Source organism: Streptomyces sp. NPDC021080, from assembly GCF_044333225.1.
GTDB lineage: Bacteria > Actinomycetota > Actinomycetes > Streptomycetales > Streptomycetaceae > Streptomyces.
On sequence record NZ_JBIRQM010000003.1, the window covers coordinates 164,059 to 179,667 of the forward strand.

The window sequence follows — 15,609 nt, forward strand, 5'->3', positions numbered from 1 at the left end:
GGGCCCGGCCCCCACCGGGCGGCGGTGGGTAATGACGGTGCTCGGCCTGCGGGCCCCACGTTCCCCCCCCCCCCCCCCCCCGCCTGGACCGCGCGCTGGCCAAGGTGGCCAAGGACAGCGGCTGCGTGGTCTTGTTGGACGGGATGCTGATCCGCACCCGGCGGCGCAGTGGGCGGGCGAACCGGAAGAACTACTCGGGGAAGCACAAGGCGCATGGCCTGCTGTTTCTCGCCCTGACCGATGCGAAGGGGCGGCTTTTGTGGATCTCCTCGGCCCGCCGCGGCGCCTGCAGCGAGATCACGGCGGCCCGCTACGAGAAGCTGTGCACGCGACTGCGCGAGCTGGAGCTTGCAGCGGTGGCCGACCTGGGGTTCGTCGGTCTGGACGAGGGGGCCGAAGAGCAGCCGGCGGTCATCACGGGGTTCAAGGCGAGCGGCGGCAAGCACCCCTTCCGGATCCTGACCAAGGTGCGCATGCATCCGCGGCACGCGACCGCGTTGGTGCGGCCCTTCTGGTGCTGATGCACCACCAGGTGGCTCGGTGACCGATGCTCTCCCCCCAATGATCACCGTGATGAGCTGCGCGAGCACCCCAACGACTCATCACACCAGGACCGTTGACCTGCATGAATCACGATGGAACTTCCTCTGTGGTTCGCGGGCACCAGCGCACACATGACGGGAGGGAATGACGCAGGTGTGGCAAGTCGAGTCAATAGGCGTCGCGAAGTTGGGTGGTCGAGGAGGAAGAGGCGAGTTCGGTCATACCGAGGCCCCCTGCCGCCCGGAGACACGTGCCGTGGCCAACTCGTCATCTCCGGCATGGGGATGCGAGGAAATGCTCTCTGACCTCCCCGAACGTCACTGTTGACTTTGTGAATTGAAGCCTCCGGGGGCGTAGGACACGATCATGAAGCGAGCAGGACGAGGCAAGGGAGGACGTCGGGGTGTTTCACCGGATACGGCGCCGGGCCAAGGAGCCCAGCGAGGAGCAGCGCCGGTTCGTCGAGATGGCGGCGAAGATGCAGGGGCAAGTGCCGCCGGCGGTTGAGCGGGCGTGGGCCGAACGGGACCGTGAACGCAGCGAGCCAGCCGCCGTGGTGGACGACTTCCTTCCGCCGGAGCTGCGCATACCCAGCCACGACCAGGTCGACGGAACGATGATGCCGTGGAAGCAGCCCCTCGTCCTCGACGGCGAGATGGTCGCCTGCTCCGAGTGCGGCGCGTACCGGGGCTGGCTCATCCTCTCCACCCGCAACCAGATCTGGCTGCGCTGCCGGGTCGGCCACCAGCAGCAGGAGACCCGCCTCGACACCGCCTGGTTCAACCGGAACTCCGGGCCGGCGGACGCGACGCACGCCACGTTCGAGGACTGCCTGCGCCACCTCGGACACTGACCCCCACTCCTACGACCCCACCGGGCCCGCGGGCCCGCACTGACCACCCGTCGCCCAGCACCAAGGGGTCAGTTCCGTCATGCGCGTTCGCGTCGCCACCACCGCCCTCGCCACCACCGCCGCCCTCCTCGCCGTGCCCGCCTGTACCGCCAACACCACCAGCACCAAGCCCAACACCGCTCCCTCCGCCCGTACCGGGAAGCCGGCCGACGACGCCCTGAAGGCCGCTCCGCTCTCGTCGGCCCCGCTGGAAACGCGCCTGTTCGACGAAAGCGACCTCGGCAGTGGCTACCTGCGAAAGTCGGAGCGCCCCGCCCAGCACGACGACGTCACCGTCGTCGGCTGCCCGGCCCTGAGCGTGCTGGGCGGCGACCGGGGGCACGCTCACCTTCCCCCGCAAGGCGAAGACGGCCTTCACGTACGGCGGCAGCTCCTCGGAGATCTCCGATGAGCTGTACAGCGACAGCGCGAACAAGCTGTCCGACGGCATCGACCGCATCTTCGACGCGATGACTGGCTGCCCGACCTATCAGGTCGTCGCGGGCGGCACCCCGATCGACATGGCCTCGCAGAAGCTGCCCACGCCCCGCGAGCTCGGTGACAAGCAGTGGAGCCAGCTCCTGACGTTCTCCGCCGGAGGGCGGAGCACCGTGGTCAAGCAGACCGCGATCCGCGACGGCAGTCTGCTGCTGATCGTCTCCGGCCCCCCGGCCCTCGTCGACCGCCACCTCGACAAGGCCCTCGCCAAGGCAACTGCAGCCAACTGACCGGCCCCCGACCCACGCTGCCCCTGACCCGGATGGTCGGGGGCAGCGTGCGTCCGGCACACGTACGGTGCGGGCCCGAGAAGCGGAAAGCCCGGCCCTCCATGAAGGCGGAGCCGGGCTGAGCGCGTCGGGTGACAGCGCGAGGTGCTAGATGGCCGGCGCACGCAGGAGCCGCTCCCGGGTGGCCTCCGGCAGCACCCGGCGCAGGACCGGTGCGGTCGAACTGAGGGAGGCGGCGAAGGCGGCCACGAGGTCGTGCGGGACGCTGGCGGCGAAGGAGGCCGCCCACAGACACGGTGCGCCGAGCGCGGGCTCGGCCCATGCCTGCCATCCGGCCAGCCCCGCCTCGCCAGCCTCGGCGGCCAGGGCGCGCGGGTCGGCGTCCTGGATGAGGGGCGGCACCTCGCCGAGGCTGATGTGCGAGGTGAACGTCGGGTCCGTCGCTGCCGCCTGGGGCTGGTCGATGTCGCGGAACCATCCATGTGCGGCGACGGCGTCAAGGACCAGCTCGGGTCCGGCGAGCAACACGGCGGGCTGGTCGCGAGCGTCGAACGCGACGAGGAAGTCGGACACGGCCTCGCCGGGGACATCGGGGGTGAAGTAGGCCGACCACTGAGCGAGCGGGCTGCTCGTCTCGGCGCGGGCGGAGATCTGCCAGGCGATCGGCAGCTCTCCCAGGTGGAACGGCTCGTCCGCCAGGCTCCACTGGGCCCAGCGCAGGGCGTCGGGACTGATGTGCAGGACGGTACTGCGCAGGACCTGCCGGTCCTCCGGCGCCTCGTCCGGCACGTGCCGCCCGCGGACGATCGTCAGGCTCGTCCAGCCCAGACCGGCGAGCGTGTCGGCGACGGCGTCGTAGAAGCGCCCATCATCACCGGCCAGATACCGAGGACCGACCCAGAACTCGGGCTGGCCGCCGCACGGAGCGGACGGATCGAGCGGGAAGTCGGGGTACAGGGGCGCCTCCAAGGGCTCGGTGCGGGTCTAGTTGCCGCCAGCACGGCGGCGGGGGCGGCGCGGAGGCGCCTGGACGGGGCCCTGCCACGTCAGGGCGACAGCGACCTCGGGCAGCAGATGGCCGAGCTGCGCGTCCTCGTCCCGCCCTTCGGCAAGGTAGACAACGGCCCGGCCGGTCTCGTCCACGGACTGCACGACCTGCGCCAAGCGGTGTGCCATCGGAAAGAACGGATTCACGGCCTGGCGGACTGGAGCACTCCGGTCACAGCCAGACAGCAGGTCGATGAGATCGCCGACGGTCATCTCCGTGGACGTCACGAACAGCCTCCTGGGGTGAGGGGAAACGGGGAACAGTGGAACAGGCCGGTGGCCCGGCAGACAGCCGACCGCCCACGGGGCGAGGACTACCTGTCGGTACCCGCGCTGTCATAGGCGACGCGAGGTCTCCAGCACGCGCGCCACTGCGGCGGCGACGATGTCCGCCGGCGTCTCGACGTCGAACGACAGGTGGTAGCCGCGCACCTTGGCCGTGCCGGTGACGGCGATCTTCCATCCCTCGCCGTCCGTTCCGGGGCGGCCGAGCGGGAACCAGCCGAGGTAGAACCGGCCGTCCTTGGAGCTGACGTGCACGTCCGCGCGGTCATCCACGATCAGGTGGAAGTCCTCCGCGGAGAACTGGTCCATGACCAGCGTGGGCTGGCCGGGACCGAGCTGCCACTCGCGCAGCCGCAGGGCTTCGACGGTAGTGGAGAAACCGGGGCCAACGGGCGCTGCGGTCACGGGCAATCATCTCTCTGACCTGGGGTTTCTTACAAGGTCGTCTACGTTGACATGCCCTCACGCACAGTGGCCAGTCTTTCCGCGATCTTTCCTGTCTGCCCCCGGCGAACTGCTGCCCCTTGTCAGCTTGTAGGTTCTCAGATCCCGTGTCATTTTCTCAGTCGCGATGTCATGTGACTGGCCGAACTGACACGGGATTGAGAATCGCTGGCCACTGCCGTCACTCGTTTGAGGACTCCGTTGCCAGCGGGATACCGCACCGCGGGCAGCCGTTTGCGTGGTCGTCCTGACAGACGTAGCCGATGGCGCCATCCACGCACCATTCGGCGGCCTCCTCAGACAGCAGGTCGGGCCCGGCAAGGAGCAGCCGACGAAATTCCGTGGTGTCCGCAATATCGGCCGGCCGGTTGGTGAACCACTCGTCGAACCAAGGCTTGTCCCGGTGCATGCGCCAGTGCGCATTCTCCCGGTCGTCGACAGCCGTAAGGAACCGATCGACGATGCGCCCCCAACTCGGTGCTCCGAACCAGCCGTTGTCGGACGCGCAGAAGGATTCGATCAGGGTTCGCAGGCCGAACTCCTTCTCGCGAAGGCAGTACCTTCGCCCCCATGAGATCGCGCCCTGTGCCATCTCCGCGAGATCTTCTCGCGGATCATCCTCGTGCGCCGGGTCGTCAGGGTTGTGGCAGGCCAGCCCGAGCTCGAGCACGGACTGGCCGGTCGGTAGAACCCGAGACGGGTTGACGATCGCGAGACCGATAGCGATCCAGTTGACATGGTCGAACGACAGCATCGAGCGCACGAGTCGGGTGGTTGCCGTGTTGATCCGCATCATTGTGCCGTCGTGCAGCGGACTCTTCCCGGCATGCCAGTTCTCGACGGGTGTGTTGCGCCACACGGCGAGCGTGATGCGGGTGGCAGCGAGCCACAGCAGGGCGTCGTCGTCGAGGTGCCCGAACCGCTTGGCGCACTCCTGGGCGCCGTAGGTGATCAACTCTTCCGGTTTCGGCCACCTGTGGCTGTCGGGCCCTTCAGGCGCGTACTCGTAGTCGTCGGCGTACTCGTCGAGGATCGCGCTCAACTCGGCTGCGCTGTAAGCCTCGCTGTACTCGGAGCCGTCCGGCCCCTCGACGGTGTACATGTCGTGGTCCCATGACACATACACGTCGTCCCAGAGCACGACGTCGTCGCACTCGATGGCGTTGTCCGTCACAACCGGCCTGATGGTGATCGGCGCAGTACGCCCGTCGGTTCGCTCGCCGTCCTTCTTGGCGGCCCATGCGGTGATGATCCCGAGCGGCTTCGGAAGGAGAGGGCCGACCTCGGTGATGCTGAACGGCTCGTCGTCGTCATCGGTGTCGAACCGGCTGTTGACGAACGCGACCGCCTCGGAGGGCGTGCTGACGATGGACTGGGTACCACTCTGGTTGTCAACCACTCGCCACAACGCGCTGTTCTTCACGATGCTCTCCGATCGCGGTGAGTGCACCCGGGGCAGGTGCGATGCGCCGGGTCGCTCGGCACTGACTCCAATTATGGGCTGATCAACCCGTCCGTAGTCCCGCAGGTGCTTGTCGGCGACGACGCTCGGGACGTTCGTGTGCAACCTGCTTTTCGCGACCGCGGCGACACAGTCGAGATCATGCAAAGTGCAACGGCGTGTCCGTGCAACCTGCGCTACACGTCAACAGGAACTGTAGGGTCTCAGACCGCGTGGCACAGTCTCAGTCGGTGGGGGTCTGCACTGATCAGCCGAAGTGTCGACTCGCCATATCGTTGGCGGTGCTGGCGACGGCTGGACCGCGCCGGTCGGCAGACCGGCGGTCACCAACGCGATCGGTTGCTCAACTCGAACGATCAGCCCATCCGACTACCAGAAGCACCCGCCTGCTGCCGCTTCTCCGATCCCCTCCCATCTCCTCATCGGTCGTTCCACCTCGGCGAGGGTGAAGATCGTCGCGCTCCAGCGAGAGCTACTGGGGAGGTGAACCTCGACATTGAAGGACATCGTCAGCCGTATCGAGCGAGCAGTGAAGGTGTGTGAGTGGGTGGAACGGATGGTTGCCGATGCAGGTTCGTGACGCCCCGGGCCGCGTTGCAGCCTGCTGGACAGCCTGAGGAAATGACACCGATCTGAGACAGCCGCCTGCCGACACATCGTGAGACTCAAGGGAAATATCCAGGTCACAGGGTCGGCGCCTGACACTGAAGTTGAGAACCTACATCAGCAAAGCCAGTCGCTGCGTCATCGAGACAGTCGACGTTCGTTTCGTGACAGCAGTTGGTCCTGAAACCTGGTGACTACGAAGCAGCGTGCCCGCTATCGAGCGGCTCGGCGGGCTCCTGAGATACGTTCAGCGAGCATCGGGGAAGCGGTGGCCATGTTCGACAGACTCGTCGAGCGCGTCCCTGGCTCTGCCAAGAAACGCCTTGCGCTGCGCTATGAATTCCATGCCAGTCTCATGCACGGTGTCGCCCCCGCCTGCAAGGTCATTCGCCGCAGTTTCTTCCGCGTACTCACGAACCCCTTGGACCAGAGAAGAGAACTGATCGACAAGGTTTTGTGCCGCCTCCGCGACGGTCTCGGGCCCTTCCAGGATCACCACGAGCGCCGCGCTCTCGGCGTCCTTGAACTTCAGCCTGATCTCAGCGATGCGCGTTGTGTCGAGCGGCATCGGTGAGCGTCCGGCCCGCAGTTCACGGAAGAAGGCTTGATTGTCCCGGTCAGCGGCCCCCAGCGCTTCGAGGAAGGAAAGGTAGGCAGCTTGTCGCCGCTCACGGCGCCAGCGCTGATGCTCAACTCGCAGTTCATTGACCTGCACCCTGCTCTGTGCTTCTTCTCTGCGTCGTTCCGCACGGGCTGCGACAAAGGCGGTGAGGGCGGCCCCCATGACGGTACCCAGCACGCCGACGACTGCTACGACGATGGTGGTCATACCGACGTGCCTTCCCCCAGAACACCCGCGCGCACCCCCGCATAAATCCCGCCGACGAAACTGGGCAACAGCTTTCGCAGGGAAGTCCGCAGTGAAGTTCCTCCCACGTCCTGCTCCGCGAGGCCCGTGTGACGGGACCATCCCCGCGCGTGCGGGGAGCAGAGCATGGTCCAGGCGGACGGCGCGAGCCCGGAGCTGCTCCCCGCGCACGCGGGGATGGTCCCGGCTAGACATCTAGACATCGCACTACGATTTCCGGGCCGGCCGGTCCAGCGGTTCGATACCGGTCTCGACCCTGTACGCGGGCAGCGGCGCCCACATCTCCTCCACTCCGCCATCGCTTACCGGGTGCCCCCGGCCGTCCGATCGGTGTCCAGGTCGCCTTCGAGGACGGTCCGGGTGATCAGGGGGCAGTCACACAGAGCGAGGAGCTCGTTGGCGAGGTCGAGGACCGGCAACGGGTGCTGTTCGCCCTGCACATCGATGGCGGCGGCCGACAGGCTCCGGGGGACGGAGCCCGCGTCGAGCAGAACGCGCCACTCCTCGGGGCCGAGGCTCAGGTACTCCAGACCCGTCAGCCCGGCGATCTCCAGGGGATCGGCCAGCATGCCCGGGGAAACGGTGAGCGTCCGCAGGCGGGGGAGGCCGGCGACCGGGGCGAGGCCGACCGGCTCGCCCTTCCGACCACCGACCCGGAGCACCTCCAGCTCGGGCCGGGCGGCGGCCACCATGTCGCCCGGGCTGTGGGTGCTCACCTGGGCCACCACCGGCGGACGGTTCCAGTCATCGTCCGAGCGCCAGTCGTCGCGGTGGTTGACCACCATGTCGGTAAGGGAGTCGGCGCGCAGTGCGGCCCCGATGCTCCGCTCATGGTCGATCATGATGACCTGCCCGGCGTGTCCGCCCGGACCCGGTGTCAGGTCGAGGGCCAGCCGGTCGCCGCCGCCGTTGTCGCCGAAGGCGATCCAGCCGGGCGAGCCGACGAGGCCCTGCACGGCGGCGTCCGGTGCGGTGACGACCGCGTCCTGGGCGGCGAACTGCCAAGGGCAGGGACGGGACCGGGCGTCCGCGATGTAGAGCCCGTCCAGGGGGAAGAGCTCACAGCCGACCGCTTTGCTGACGCGTTCCTGCGCCGCGTAGTCACCGCTCCAGTCCTGCCACCGCGCACGGGTGACGCGGTAGAGGGCCTTGAGCTCGTCGGGCAGCGTGACACCGAGGCGCGCCTCCGCTGTGGCTATCTCCTCCTCGGTGGCACCGATGGTGTCGGGGAGCCGATCGTGAAGGGTCCGCTCCAGCAGCGCCGGGTCCGCCGACGGCGCCGGTGCCGCCCCCGGGAATTCCTCGGGCAGGCGCCGCCAGGGCTCGGGAACGGCGCCCTCGACCAGGAGCAGGGCTCCCACGAAAGGGCTCCTGACGCCGTGCTCCACGGCGGGCCCCGCATTGATGACATGAAGCACGGTCTTCCCGTCCGGCGCCGTCTCGACCATGTACGAAACGCCGCTTGCGCCGTCGGCCCTGAGGGCGGCCTGGACTCGTTCCACGGCGGTGAACTGGTCCTGCATGTCTGCCACTTGCAGGGCTCGTCCTGGCACTGGGCGCGGCTGTTGCGCGGGCAGGGTCCAACTGCCAAGACTGATCTGGCCCATGAAGCAACCACCCGGCGCGGCAAGCTGCTCCGCGCGGGAATCCCTCACCAGCCGCAGCAGCGGCTCCCAGGTCGCGAAGTCATGTATCGAGGACAACGGCGCTCTCCGCTCAGTCGGTTGGTTGGCCGGCAGCATTCCTGATCACTGCGTGCGACGCGATCTTAGGACCGGCCACCGACACTGCCGCTCCGGATACTGCCTCCCGAGACACGGAGACTGAGAAAGGAGCGATGGGTGATCTGACCGACTGCTTCCGCGCACCGAACGCCGCAGCGGTGGTGCAGTCGCTGAAGAAGACGGACGGCGGATCCCCGCTCCACGCGGAACCCCCGGTGTTCGACGGAGTCGACGCCAAGCGCGTGGATCCGGTCGTCGTCCTGGGGCAGTTGGTCACCGCCATCCGCCGGACTGAGTGGCGGGTGGACCTGGTGGAGCAGACGGCCGTGTGGCCGACTTCCCGGGAACCGGGTCCGGACGGACCCGAGTTCGATGACGACCCGTGGGCGACGGGACCGTGGGTGTCGGAACTCCATCCCCTGGTAAGGGACACACTGGCCGGAGTACGGGACTGACTGTGCAGTCCCAACTCATCCTTGACACCGTTGGAGCTGGACTTGCTTGACGGTCGCGGAAGATTCTTGATGGTCCGAGCACGTCCCTGACGGGTGGCGCTCGTTGCACGGGCATGGACGAGATAGCCGATCGTGCTCGGGACGTCGGTGAGGACTGGACGGTCGAGCACCGTTCCGGGCCGTGGTCGAGGTGCTGGACGGTTCGCCGGTGGCGGAGTGGCACGCCGGTACGGCACGTCACGACAGTCCCTGCACACCTGGTTGCGGCGCTTCCGTGAGGGCGGACGGTCGTGCACGACGCCACGTGCCGTCACGCCGCGGGCGGCGGGACGGAACTGGGCACGCAAGAGGCCTTGGACGCGCTGATGCGGGACGGGCCGCGTGCCTGCGCCGACTGCGGCAGCCGTGCTCGTCCCGGCGCTCGAACTCGGCCAGGGGTACAAATAGCAGCAGCGATCACGCCGTTGGCGCCGAAGCCTGGCCATCGGGTCGGCGTAGAGAGACGCGAGCAGGCCCCCGGGAGTACGTCCCGGGGACCTGCTGACGGTGGTTGCTCTTCGGTTAGCTGGCCGTGCCGCTGTCGTCGGGCTCGGACCCGTCCGCCGTGCGACGGCTGACGACAACCAGAGTGATGGCGCCGCCAGCAACGAGGAGGCCGGCGCCCGCGGCAATCCATGGTGTGACGCCGGCGCCGGTATGGGCGAGGGAGCCCGCCGGTACCTTCGGCGTGGAATCGCCGACCGGGGTCGCGGCGGCGGTGGACGAGAAGTCGGCATCCGGTGTGCCGGTGCCCGGCGAGGCGGGTTTGGCCCTGCCAGCCCCGCTGCTCGGCTTGTCCGCAGAGGTGGACGGGGTTCCGGTGGGCTTGTGCGTCGGCTTGTCCGAGGGGTCGGGCTTCGGGTCAGTCGCGGTCTTGGCGTTGGTGACGGTCACGGTCACCGGAGCGCCGGGGCCCGCGCTGAACGACTTGGACGGCTTGTAAAGGTCGTAGCCGACTGGGGCCTTGATCTCCTTGACCCAGAACTGCGCCTTCCGGCTCGACACAGGCAGTTCTCCGGAGGCCGTGCCCTTGGCGCTGGTGGTCAGGGTGAGCAGCGTCGAGTCGCCGGTACCGATGTTCACAGTCGCGCCAGGCAGGAGCTTGCCAGTCCTATCGTCCTTGGCCTGCAGGAGGACCTTAGCGGCCTTGAACGGGTCGGTGATTGTCAGCCGTGTGGTCCCGCCCGGGGTGACGATGACGTCCTGGTCGGCGACAACCTCGTGGAACGAGCTGCCGGAGGCCGTCTCCTTGAGTCGGTAGACGCCTGGCGCGAGGTCGGGGAAGGCCAGCTTGCCCTGCTCGTCGGTCTTACCTCGTCCGGCCTCCTGGCCTGCGGAGTCGAGCAGCAGGAACCCGGCGCCGGGAAGCACGTCCCCGGCCGGGTCCTTCGCGGTGATCGCGACGCTGCCCGTGTCTGGGACCGGTGTTTCTGCGGGAGCGGCGGAGGCCGAAGGTGTCGGCTCGGACGGCTGCGCCGTCGCGGCCGGCGCCCAGGTGAGGGTGCTGGTTACCGCGGCGGCGACGGCAGCGGATCGAACGGTGCGGCGGACGAAACGAAGATGCACGAGAAGAGGGGCTCCTTATCAGGGGCGGGGAAGGTCATCGGGGCCGGCCAGAGCCCGGGGCAGGAGGCGGCGGGGCCGCAGGTGTGTTGCCGGGTGACTGCTTGGCTGTCGTGGTTGTGACATAGATGGCGCGGCGGGTGTGGACGGGAATGTCCTGGACGGCTCGGTGGAGATCAGTGAGGCGGTGCCTCATAGCTTGGGCCGGGTCGAGGTTCTCCAAGGGGTGGGTCATCAGGGGCAGGACTCCTGTGGGAAAAGCGCGGAACGCCGGGGCTGGCGGGTGTGGGCGCGGCTCAGCGTGCGCGTGCGCTGCTACGGGTAACCGGAACGGCGGGAGACGTGTGCGGGGTTCGGCCCGCCATGCGGCTCGACGCGGACGCGGTCCAGGCGTCAGGGAACCAGACGGTGGTGTACTGCTCGATGGCATCACGCAGCCCGGTGGTGACGGCGCCGTCCCACGGTGGCTGGCCGGGACGGTGGTACTTCCCGAACGTGCCGTACCGGCTGGTGTTGGGGTTGGTGTTGTGGGCTTCGTCGCGGCGGTGGAAGGTGCCGTGGTCCACGAAGCTGATGGCCACAACGTCGATCTCGCCGCGGTCCGGGTGGACGACGGCCAGGCGCAGCCCGCCGTAGGTGTCCGCGTAGATGGTGCGGCTGAAGTCGATCCGCAGCCGCAGGAGCGTGCCCGGAACCGGGGCGGCGTAGTAGGTGTTGCCCACGACGGTGCTGTCGTGGAAGGGGAGGCACAGCTCGGCGAAGAACTCCGGGGCCTGCAGGGACAAGAGGGGTCTCCGGTAGGGGTCGAGCTGGTCCTATCGGCGTGGACCGGGTAGAGCCGGTCGGCTGGTGGTGCTCCAGCGCGGAACGCTGACTGCGGGAAGCGCGGCCGGGCGGTGGGATGCGGCGGCCCGCTGCACATCGAGTGGGGTGGGGGCTGGCGGCCTGGGCGGAAGGATCGGGGTGAGCTGGGCCATGCCCTTGATGTAGCTGAAGGTGCCCTCGCGCCACCGGGGCAGCGGAGCCGGGTCGGCGACGCACTCGGTGAGAGCGGTGAGCAGGGCCACGGGGGTGTCGGTGCTGGCCGTGGCGTACCAGAGGGGCCGGTTGACGGACTTGCCCGCCCACAGCTGCCAGCGAGCGTCCCTCGTCGTCAGTTCGGCTTCCGGGTCGAGAGCGCCGGTGGTGAACTCCAGGCCGGCGAGGCCGTCCGGGGCCTGGACCGCGAAGACGCCCCAGCGCGGGCGGTCGATCTCCCACCCCCGTTTCAGCAGGGGCACGACGGTGATGAAGGGATCGTGCTCGTCGGTCCCGGAGACCGGCCGGGCAAGGTAGGCGTCCGGCCCCTGCTCGTACGCCGTGGCGAGGACGGTGGTGAACGCGGTCACAAACTCGGTGGGGACGCGGTCGTTGAAACAGACGCCCCAGGTCGGCGGCCCGAACGGATCGCGGTAGGCGTTGATGCGCCAGAGCCCGTCGTCGTCGCCCTCAGGAAGGTATCCCAGGCGGACCTTGCGATCGGGGGCGTTGACGTAGGCATTGCCGAGGTCGTCGTTATGGAGGTCCCAGCCGAGGTCGATGAGCGGAGCGAGGGCCGGGTCGCCGATTCCGGTGGTGGAGGCGAGGTGGCGTGGAGAGACGAAGACGTCTCCGTCAATCGTGCGCAGGTCGTCGTGATAGGTCACAGGTTCCTGAGTGGTGAGGGCGGACGGGTCAGTCAGCGGGCAGCAGGGCTTCTTGGAGGGCTTCGCTGGAGCCGGTGTAGTGCAGCGTCCGCAAGCCCAGGCGGGCGGCGGCCTGGCAGTTGTCGGCACGGTCGTCCACGAACAGGACGCGTTGTGGATCGCGGACCCCGGTGGCCTGCAGCGCATGGTGGTAGGCGGCCGGGTCGGGCTTGCACATCTCAAGTCGGGCTGAGTACAGCGTCTGGGTCATCAGGCGGCACCAGTCGTGGGTGTCGAGCACGGTACCGAGGTGGGCGGGTGCGTTGGACAGCAGCACCATTCGCAGTCGGGTGGCGCGGGCTCGGCGTAGGACGGCCAGGACGCTCTCGTCGGTCGCGGTCCACATGGCTGTGTCCGCGGCAAGGAGCTCGCGCAGCAGGCGGGAGCCGGGATGGGCGCCGAGGACACGGGCCCAGTACGCCAGGTCGCTGAGCTGGCCGGCGTCGTAGAGGTCGCGGGCGTTCCAGAAGGCTCGCTGGAAGCCTGCGAGATCGTCTTCGGGCCAAGAGGCGGTGCGGGCCAGTCGGCGCCAGTGGGCGCGGGTGGGCTGCAGTCCGATGACGCCGTTGTAGTCGAGGATGACGGCGTCGAGGCTGGTGGAACGAGTCAAGGGGCGGTGTTCTCCAGGGCGCGAGGGATGAGGATGGCGAGGGCGGCTGCGAGGAGGGCGGGCAGCAGCAGTGCTGTGGGCAGAGTGGTGACGCTGGCCAGGGCGCCGATGAGGGCGGGGCCGGCGAGCAGGCCGAGGTAGCCGGTGACGGAAACCGTGGCGACGGCCCTCGGTCCATGGTTTCCAGCGGCGGTGATCAGGGAGGGGACGGTGCCGGACAGACCGAGCCCGAAGAGCGCCCAGCCGGCCAGCGCCGCGGGCACGCTGTCGGCCAGGACGCCTGTAGCCAGTCCGGCTGCGGCGAGCACCGCGCCGGTGCGGACTACGGCAGGGGCGCCGAAGCGGGTCGTGAGCCGGTCGCCGGTCAGTCGGCCGATCGCCATGCCCGTGCTGTAGAGGGCGAAGGAACTCGCGGCGACGGCCGTACCGGCGTGCAGGGCGTGTACGTGCACGGCGGCCCAGTCGGCTGCCGCCCCCTCCCCCAGCAGGCTGGCGGCTGCCAGCGCGCCCAGCAGCCATACCCTCCCCCTTGCCCGGTGCCGACCGGCCTCTTGGAGGCCAGGGACCTTGGGGTCGGCACCGTTCAGCGCGACGGTGTGGGGCCCGGCCACCAGCGCGGTCAAGGTGAGCGCGACGCCGGTGGCCATGAACAGAGCACTGTGGTTCAGATCGGCGGTGGCGGCAGCCAGGGCGGCGGCGCCCAGCGCGCCGATCGAGTATGCGGCGTGCAGGGTCGACATGATGGGCTTGCCGTAGGCGTTCTGGCAGCGGACCGCTCCGGTATTGGCCGCGATGTCCAGGACACCGTGTGCGGCGCCGAAGGCCAGCGCCGCTGCGAGCAGCGAGGCCAGTGTCTGGCATTGCCCCAACAGGGCCAGGGCTGCTGACAGCGCGACAGCTCCGCCGGTCAGGAGTGCGGGGAGTCGTTCGGGCCGGGCGAGTCGGCCGCCGACCTGCAGTCCGGCGACCATGCCGAGGGCGGCGGCGAGCAGGACGAGCGACAGGCTGGCGGTCGTGAGGTGGGCAGCGTGCTGGACGGCCGGCATCCGGGCGCCCCAGACAGCCATCACCACGCCCAGGCCGAGGAAGTAGCCGGTCAGCAGGGCGCGGCTGCGTCGCAGGGAAACGTCGGTGCGGCTCATGCGGGGTGCCCTCCGGCAACAGGCTCGCTGGCCCGGCGGGGCTCGACGTGGATCTGGATGCGGCGGGCAGTTTGCTCGGCGCGGGCCTGGGCGAGGTCTGCGGTGGGCGCGGTGGTGATCAGGTAGCCGATCCGCGCGGTCCACATGTTGCCGCCGTCGGCCGGGAGAAGCAGTCGGTCGCCGACCTGGTGCTGGAAGTGCACGCGGTCCAGCCAGAGCGGGTTGACGCCCTCGAAGCCGAGACGGTGCAGAGTGCCGGAGGTATCCGGGTAAAGCAGCTGGATCGCGGCGGCCGAGGACTTGGTCGGGGTGAGGTCGGGGGCCCGGCCGCAGGCGATGTCAGCGGCGGCGCGCGGCAGGTCGATGCCGGTGGCGAGTCGGACGAGGTGGCCGATCATGTCGCCGGCGATCCGGCCGTTGACCTCGACCAGCCGCGGTCGGCCGTCGACCAGTCGCATTTCGACATGGCAGATGCCGTCGGTGATGCCCAGAGCATGGATCGCGGCCCGTGCCACGGGAGTCACCACGTCGAGCAGTGGGTCAGCGGCGTCCACGCAGTGGGCCAGTTCCTCGAAGAAGGGCGGATCGCTGACTGTCTTGCGGGTGAGCGCGACCACCGTGGTCTCGCCGCGGTAGATGACGCACTCGACCGACACCTCGGGTCCGTCGAGATACTCCTCCACGAGCACGCTGGTGGACTCCCGCCCGAGCCCGGCCGCCTGGTCGGCGAACGCGAAGGCGGCGGTGAGCTGTTCGGGGGTGTCGGCGCGGATCACTCCGATACTGGCCGCGTGCGCGGCGGGCTTCAGCACGACCGGGTAACCGATCTGCCGGGCTGCCGCCTCGGCCTCGGCCAGGGTGCGCACGCTCACCGAGGCAGCCGACGGTACTCCGTGCCGTGCGAACAGCGCGCGGGACATGGCCTTGTTGCGGCACGCCTGCATGGCTTCCGGGGTGGTGGTGGGCAGGCCGAGCTGGCGTGCGAGGCGGGCGACCGGGACGAGGTACCACTCGGTCCAGGTGAACACCCCGGCCAGGTCGTAGCGGTCGGCCAGAGTCCGACCGGCGGCGGACAGCTCCGCCTGGTCGGTCGGATCGGACACGACCACGCAGTCCCGCAGGTACGGCACCTCCCACGAGGGCTCTTCGCCGGTGATCAGGACAACGTCATAGGCGGCGGCCACGGACTGGAGGCAGTAACCGCGGTACGCCTCGGCCTCCATGTCGGCTGCGGCAACGACCAGGACGACAGGGCGGTCGGACAAGAGCAAGCTCCTTGGAACGGAGGGTGGAAATGCGGAGGGCATGAGGCGGTGGACCGCAGTGGCAGAAGCCGGCTGCTCGGCGAGCAGCCGACGCGCGGCCAGTGGTGTGGTGGGACCGTGGGCCGGGGCTGCTCACGCAGCTTCGGAGGCTGCACGTGTCTGACGAGGGCCTGCTCGGCGGCCCGACAGGCGGCCTTCATCTGGCCGAAGAC

General features: G+C 69.0%; 16 protein-coding genes and 2 pseudogenes. 6 read left to right on the forward strand and 12 right to left on the reverse strand.

The genetic code is table 11. The features are described 5' to 3' along the window. The first annotated feature begins 104 nt into the window (after nt 1–104). The 3 genes and pseudogenes from ACH4S8_RS08225 to ACH4S8_RS08235 all read left to right on the forward strand — a co-directional run bounded on the left by ACH4S8_RS08225 (nt 105) and on the right by ACH4S8_RS08235 (nt 2,163). The gene (locus tag ACH4S8_RS08225) at nt 105–521 is read left to right on the forward strand and encodes a transposase family protein (RefSeq protein ID WP_398391894.1); all 417 of its coding nucleotides are present in this window, start codon (nt 105–107) and stop codon (nt 519–521) included. A gap of 425 nt (nt 522–946) precedes the next feature. Next, entirely contained in the window at nt 947–1,396 is a 450-nt protein-coding gene (locus ACH4S8_RS08230; protein WP_398391895.1) for a hypothetical protein, read from the forward strand. A gap of 79 nt (nt 1,397–1,475) precedes the next feature. Next, nucleotides 1,476–2,163: pseudogene (locus tag ACH4S8_RS08235) on the forward strand (hypothetical protein). Nucleotides 2,164–2,310: 147 nt separating this feature from the next. On the opposite strand, the gene ACH4S8_RS08240 reads toward ACH4S8_RS08235, so the two are convergent. The 6 genes from ACH4S8_RS08240 to ACH4S8_RS08265 form a co-directional block, all read right to left on the reverse strand. Continuing rightward, nucleotides 2,311–3,132, reverse strand: a complete 822-nt coding sequence (locus ACH4S8_RS08240) for a DUF317 domain-containing protein (protein WP_398391896.1) — start codon at nt 3,130–3,132, stop codon at nt 2,311–2,313. Between the two features lie 15 nt (nt 3,133–3,147). After that, nucleotides 3,148–3,438: a hypothetical protein gene (locus ACH4S8_RS08245; protein ID WP_398391897.1), complete on the reverse strand. Its 291-nt coding sequence runs from the start codon at nt 3,436–3,438 to the stop codon at nt 3,148–3,150. Nucleotides 3,439–3,546: 108 nt separating this feature from the next. After that, a complete protein-coding gene (locus ACH4S8_RS08250; RefSeq protein WP_398391898.1) occupies nt 3,547–3,900 on the reverse strand; it encodes a DUF317 domain-containing protein in 354 nt (117 codons plus the stop codon). A 220-nt stretch (nt 3,901–4,120) separates the two neighbouring features. Further along, nucleotides 4,121–5,362 (reverse strand): hypothetical protein, encoded by a 1,242-nt coding sequence (locus ACH4S8_RS08255; protein ID WP_398391899.1) that lies wholly within the window; start codon nt 5,360–5,362, stop codon nt 4,121–4,123. 892 nt (nt 5,363–6,254) lie between these two features. Continuing rightward, nucleotides 6,255–6,836: a hypothetical protein gene (locus ACH4S8_RS08260; RefSeq protein ID WP_398391900.1), complete on the reverse strand. Its 582-nt coding sequence runs from the start codon at nt 6,834–6,836 to the stop codon at nt 6,255–6,257. Nucleotides 6,837–7,177: 341 nt separating this feature from the next. Continuing rightward, nucleotides 7,178–8,578 carry an SMI1/KNR4 family protein gene (locus tag ACH4S8_RS08265; protein WP_398391901.1) on the reverse strand — a complete coding sequence of 467 codons (1,401 nt, stop codon included), beginning with the start codon at nt 8,576–8,578 and terminating at the stop codon, nt 7,178–7,180. Nucleotides 8,579–8,712: 134 nt separating this feature from the next. On the opposite strand from ACH4S8_RS08265, the gene ACH4S8_RS08270 reads away from it, so the two are divergent. From ACH4S8_RS08270 to ACH4S8_RS08280, 3 genes and pseudogenes are all read left to right on the forward strand, one after another. After that, entirely contained in the window at nt 8,713–9,054 is a 342-nt protein-coding gene (locus ACH4S8_RS08270) for a hypothetical protein (protein ID WP_398391902.1), read from the forward strand. Nucleotides 9,055–9,208: 154 nt separating this feature from the next. Further along, nucleotides 9,209–9,339, forward strand: a pseudogene (locus ACH4S8_RS08275) (helix-turn-helix domain-containing protein); the annotation flags it as partial. A 5-nt stretch (nt 9,340–9,344) separates the two neighbouring features. Beyond that, nucleotides 9,345–9,671, forward strand: coding sequence for a DUF6233 domain-containing protein (locus ACH4S8_RS08280; protein WP_398391903.1), 327 nt, complete (start codon nt 9,345–9,347; stop codon nt 9,669–9,671). Here the strand turns inward: ACH4S8_RS08280 and ACH4S8_RS08285 are convergent. From ACH4S8_RS08285 to ACH4S8_RS08310, 6 genes are all read right to left on the reverse strand, one after another. Further along, nucleotides 9,616–10,659: a SpaA isopeptide-forming pilin-related protein gene (locus tag ACH4S8_RS08285; protein ID WP_398391904.1), complete on the reverse strand. Its 1,044-nt coding sequence runs from the start codon at nt 10,657–10,659 to the stop codon at nt 9,616–9,618. The genes ACH4S8_RS08280 and ACH4S8_RS08285 overlap by 56 nt on opposite strands. A gap of 293 nt (nt 10,660–10,952) precedes the next feature. Then, nucleotides 10,953–11,441, reverse strand: a complete 489-nt coding sequence (locus ACH4S8_RS08290) for a hypothetical protein (RefSeq protein WP_398391905.1) — start codon at nt 11,439–11,441, stop codon at nt 10,953–10,955. 30 nt (nt 11,442–11,471) lie between these two features. Further along, a complete protein-coding gene (locus ACH4S8_RS08295; RefSeq protein ID WP_398391906.1) occupies nt 11,472–12,341 on the reverse strand; it encodes a DUF317 domain-containing protein in 870 nt (289 codons plus the stop codon). Between the two features lie 28 nt (nt 12,342–12,369). Continuing rightward, nucleotides 12,370–12,990: an HAD family hydrolase gene (locus ACH4S8_RS08300; protein WP_398391907.1), complete on the reverse strand. Its 621-nt coding sequence runs from the start codon at nt 12,988–12,990 to the stop codon at nt 12,370–12,372. Then, the gene (locus tag ACH4S8_RS08305; RefSeq protein ID WP_398391908.1) at nt 12,987–14,132 is read right to left on the reverse strand and encodes an MFS transporter; all 1,146 of its coding nucleotides are present in this window, start codon (nt 14,130–14,132) and stop codon (nt 12,987–12,989) included. The genes ACH4S8_RS08300 and ACH4S8_RS08305 overlap by 4 nt, the downstream gene beginning before the upstream one ends. Then, nucleotides 14,129–15,355, reverse strand: a complete 1,227-nt coding sequence (locus ACH4S8_RS08310; protein WP_398392351.1) for an ATP-grasp domain-containing protein — start codon at nt 15,353–15,355, stop codon at nt 14,129–14,131. The genes ACH4S8_RS08305 and ACH4S8_RS08310 overlap by 4 nt, the downstream gene beginning before the upstream one ends. Nucleotides 15,356–15,609: the final 254 nt, after the last annotated feature.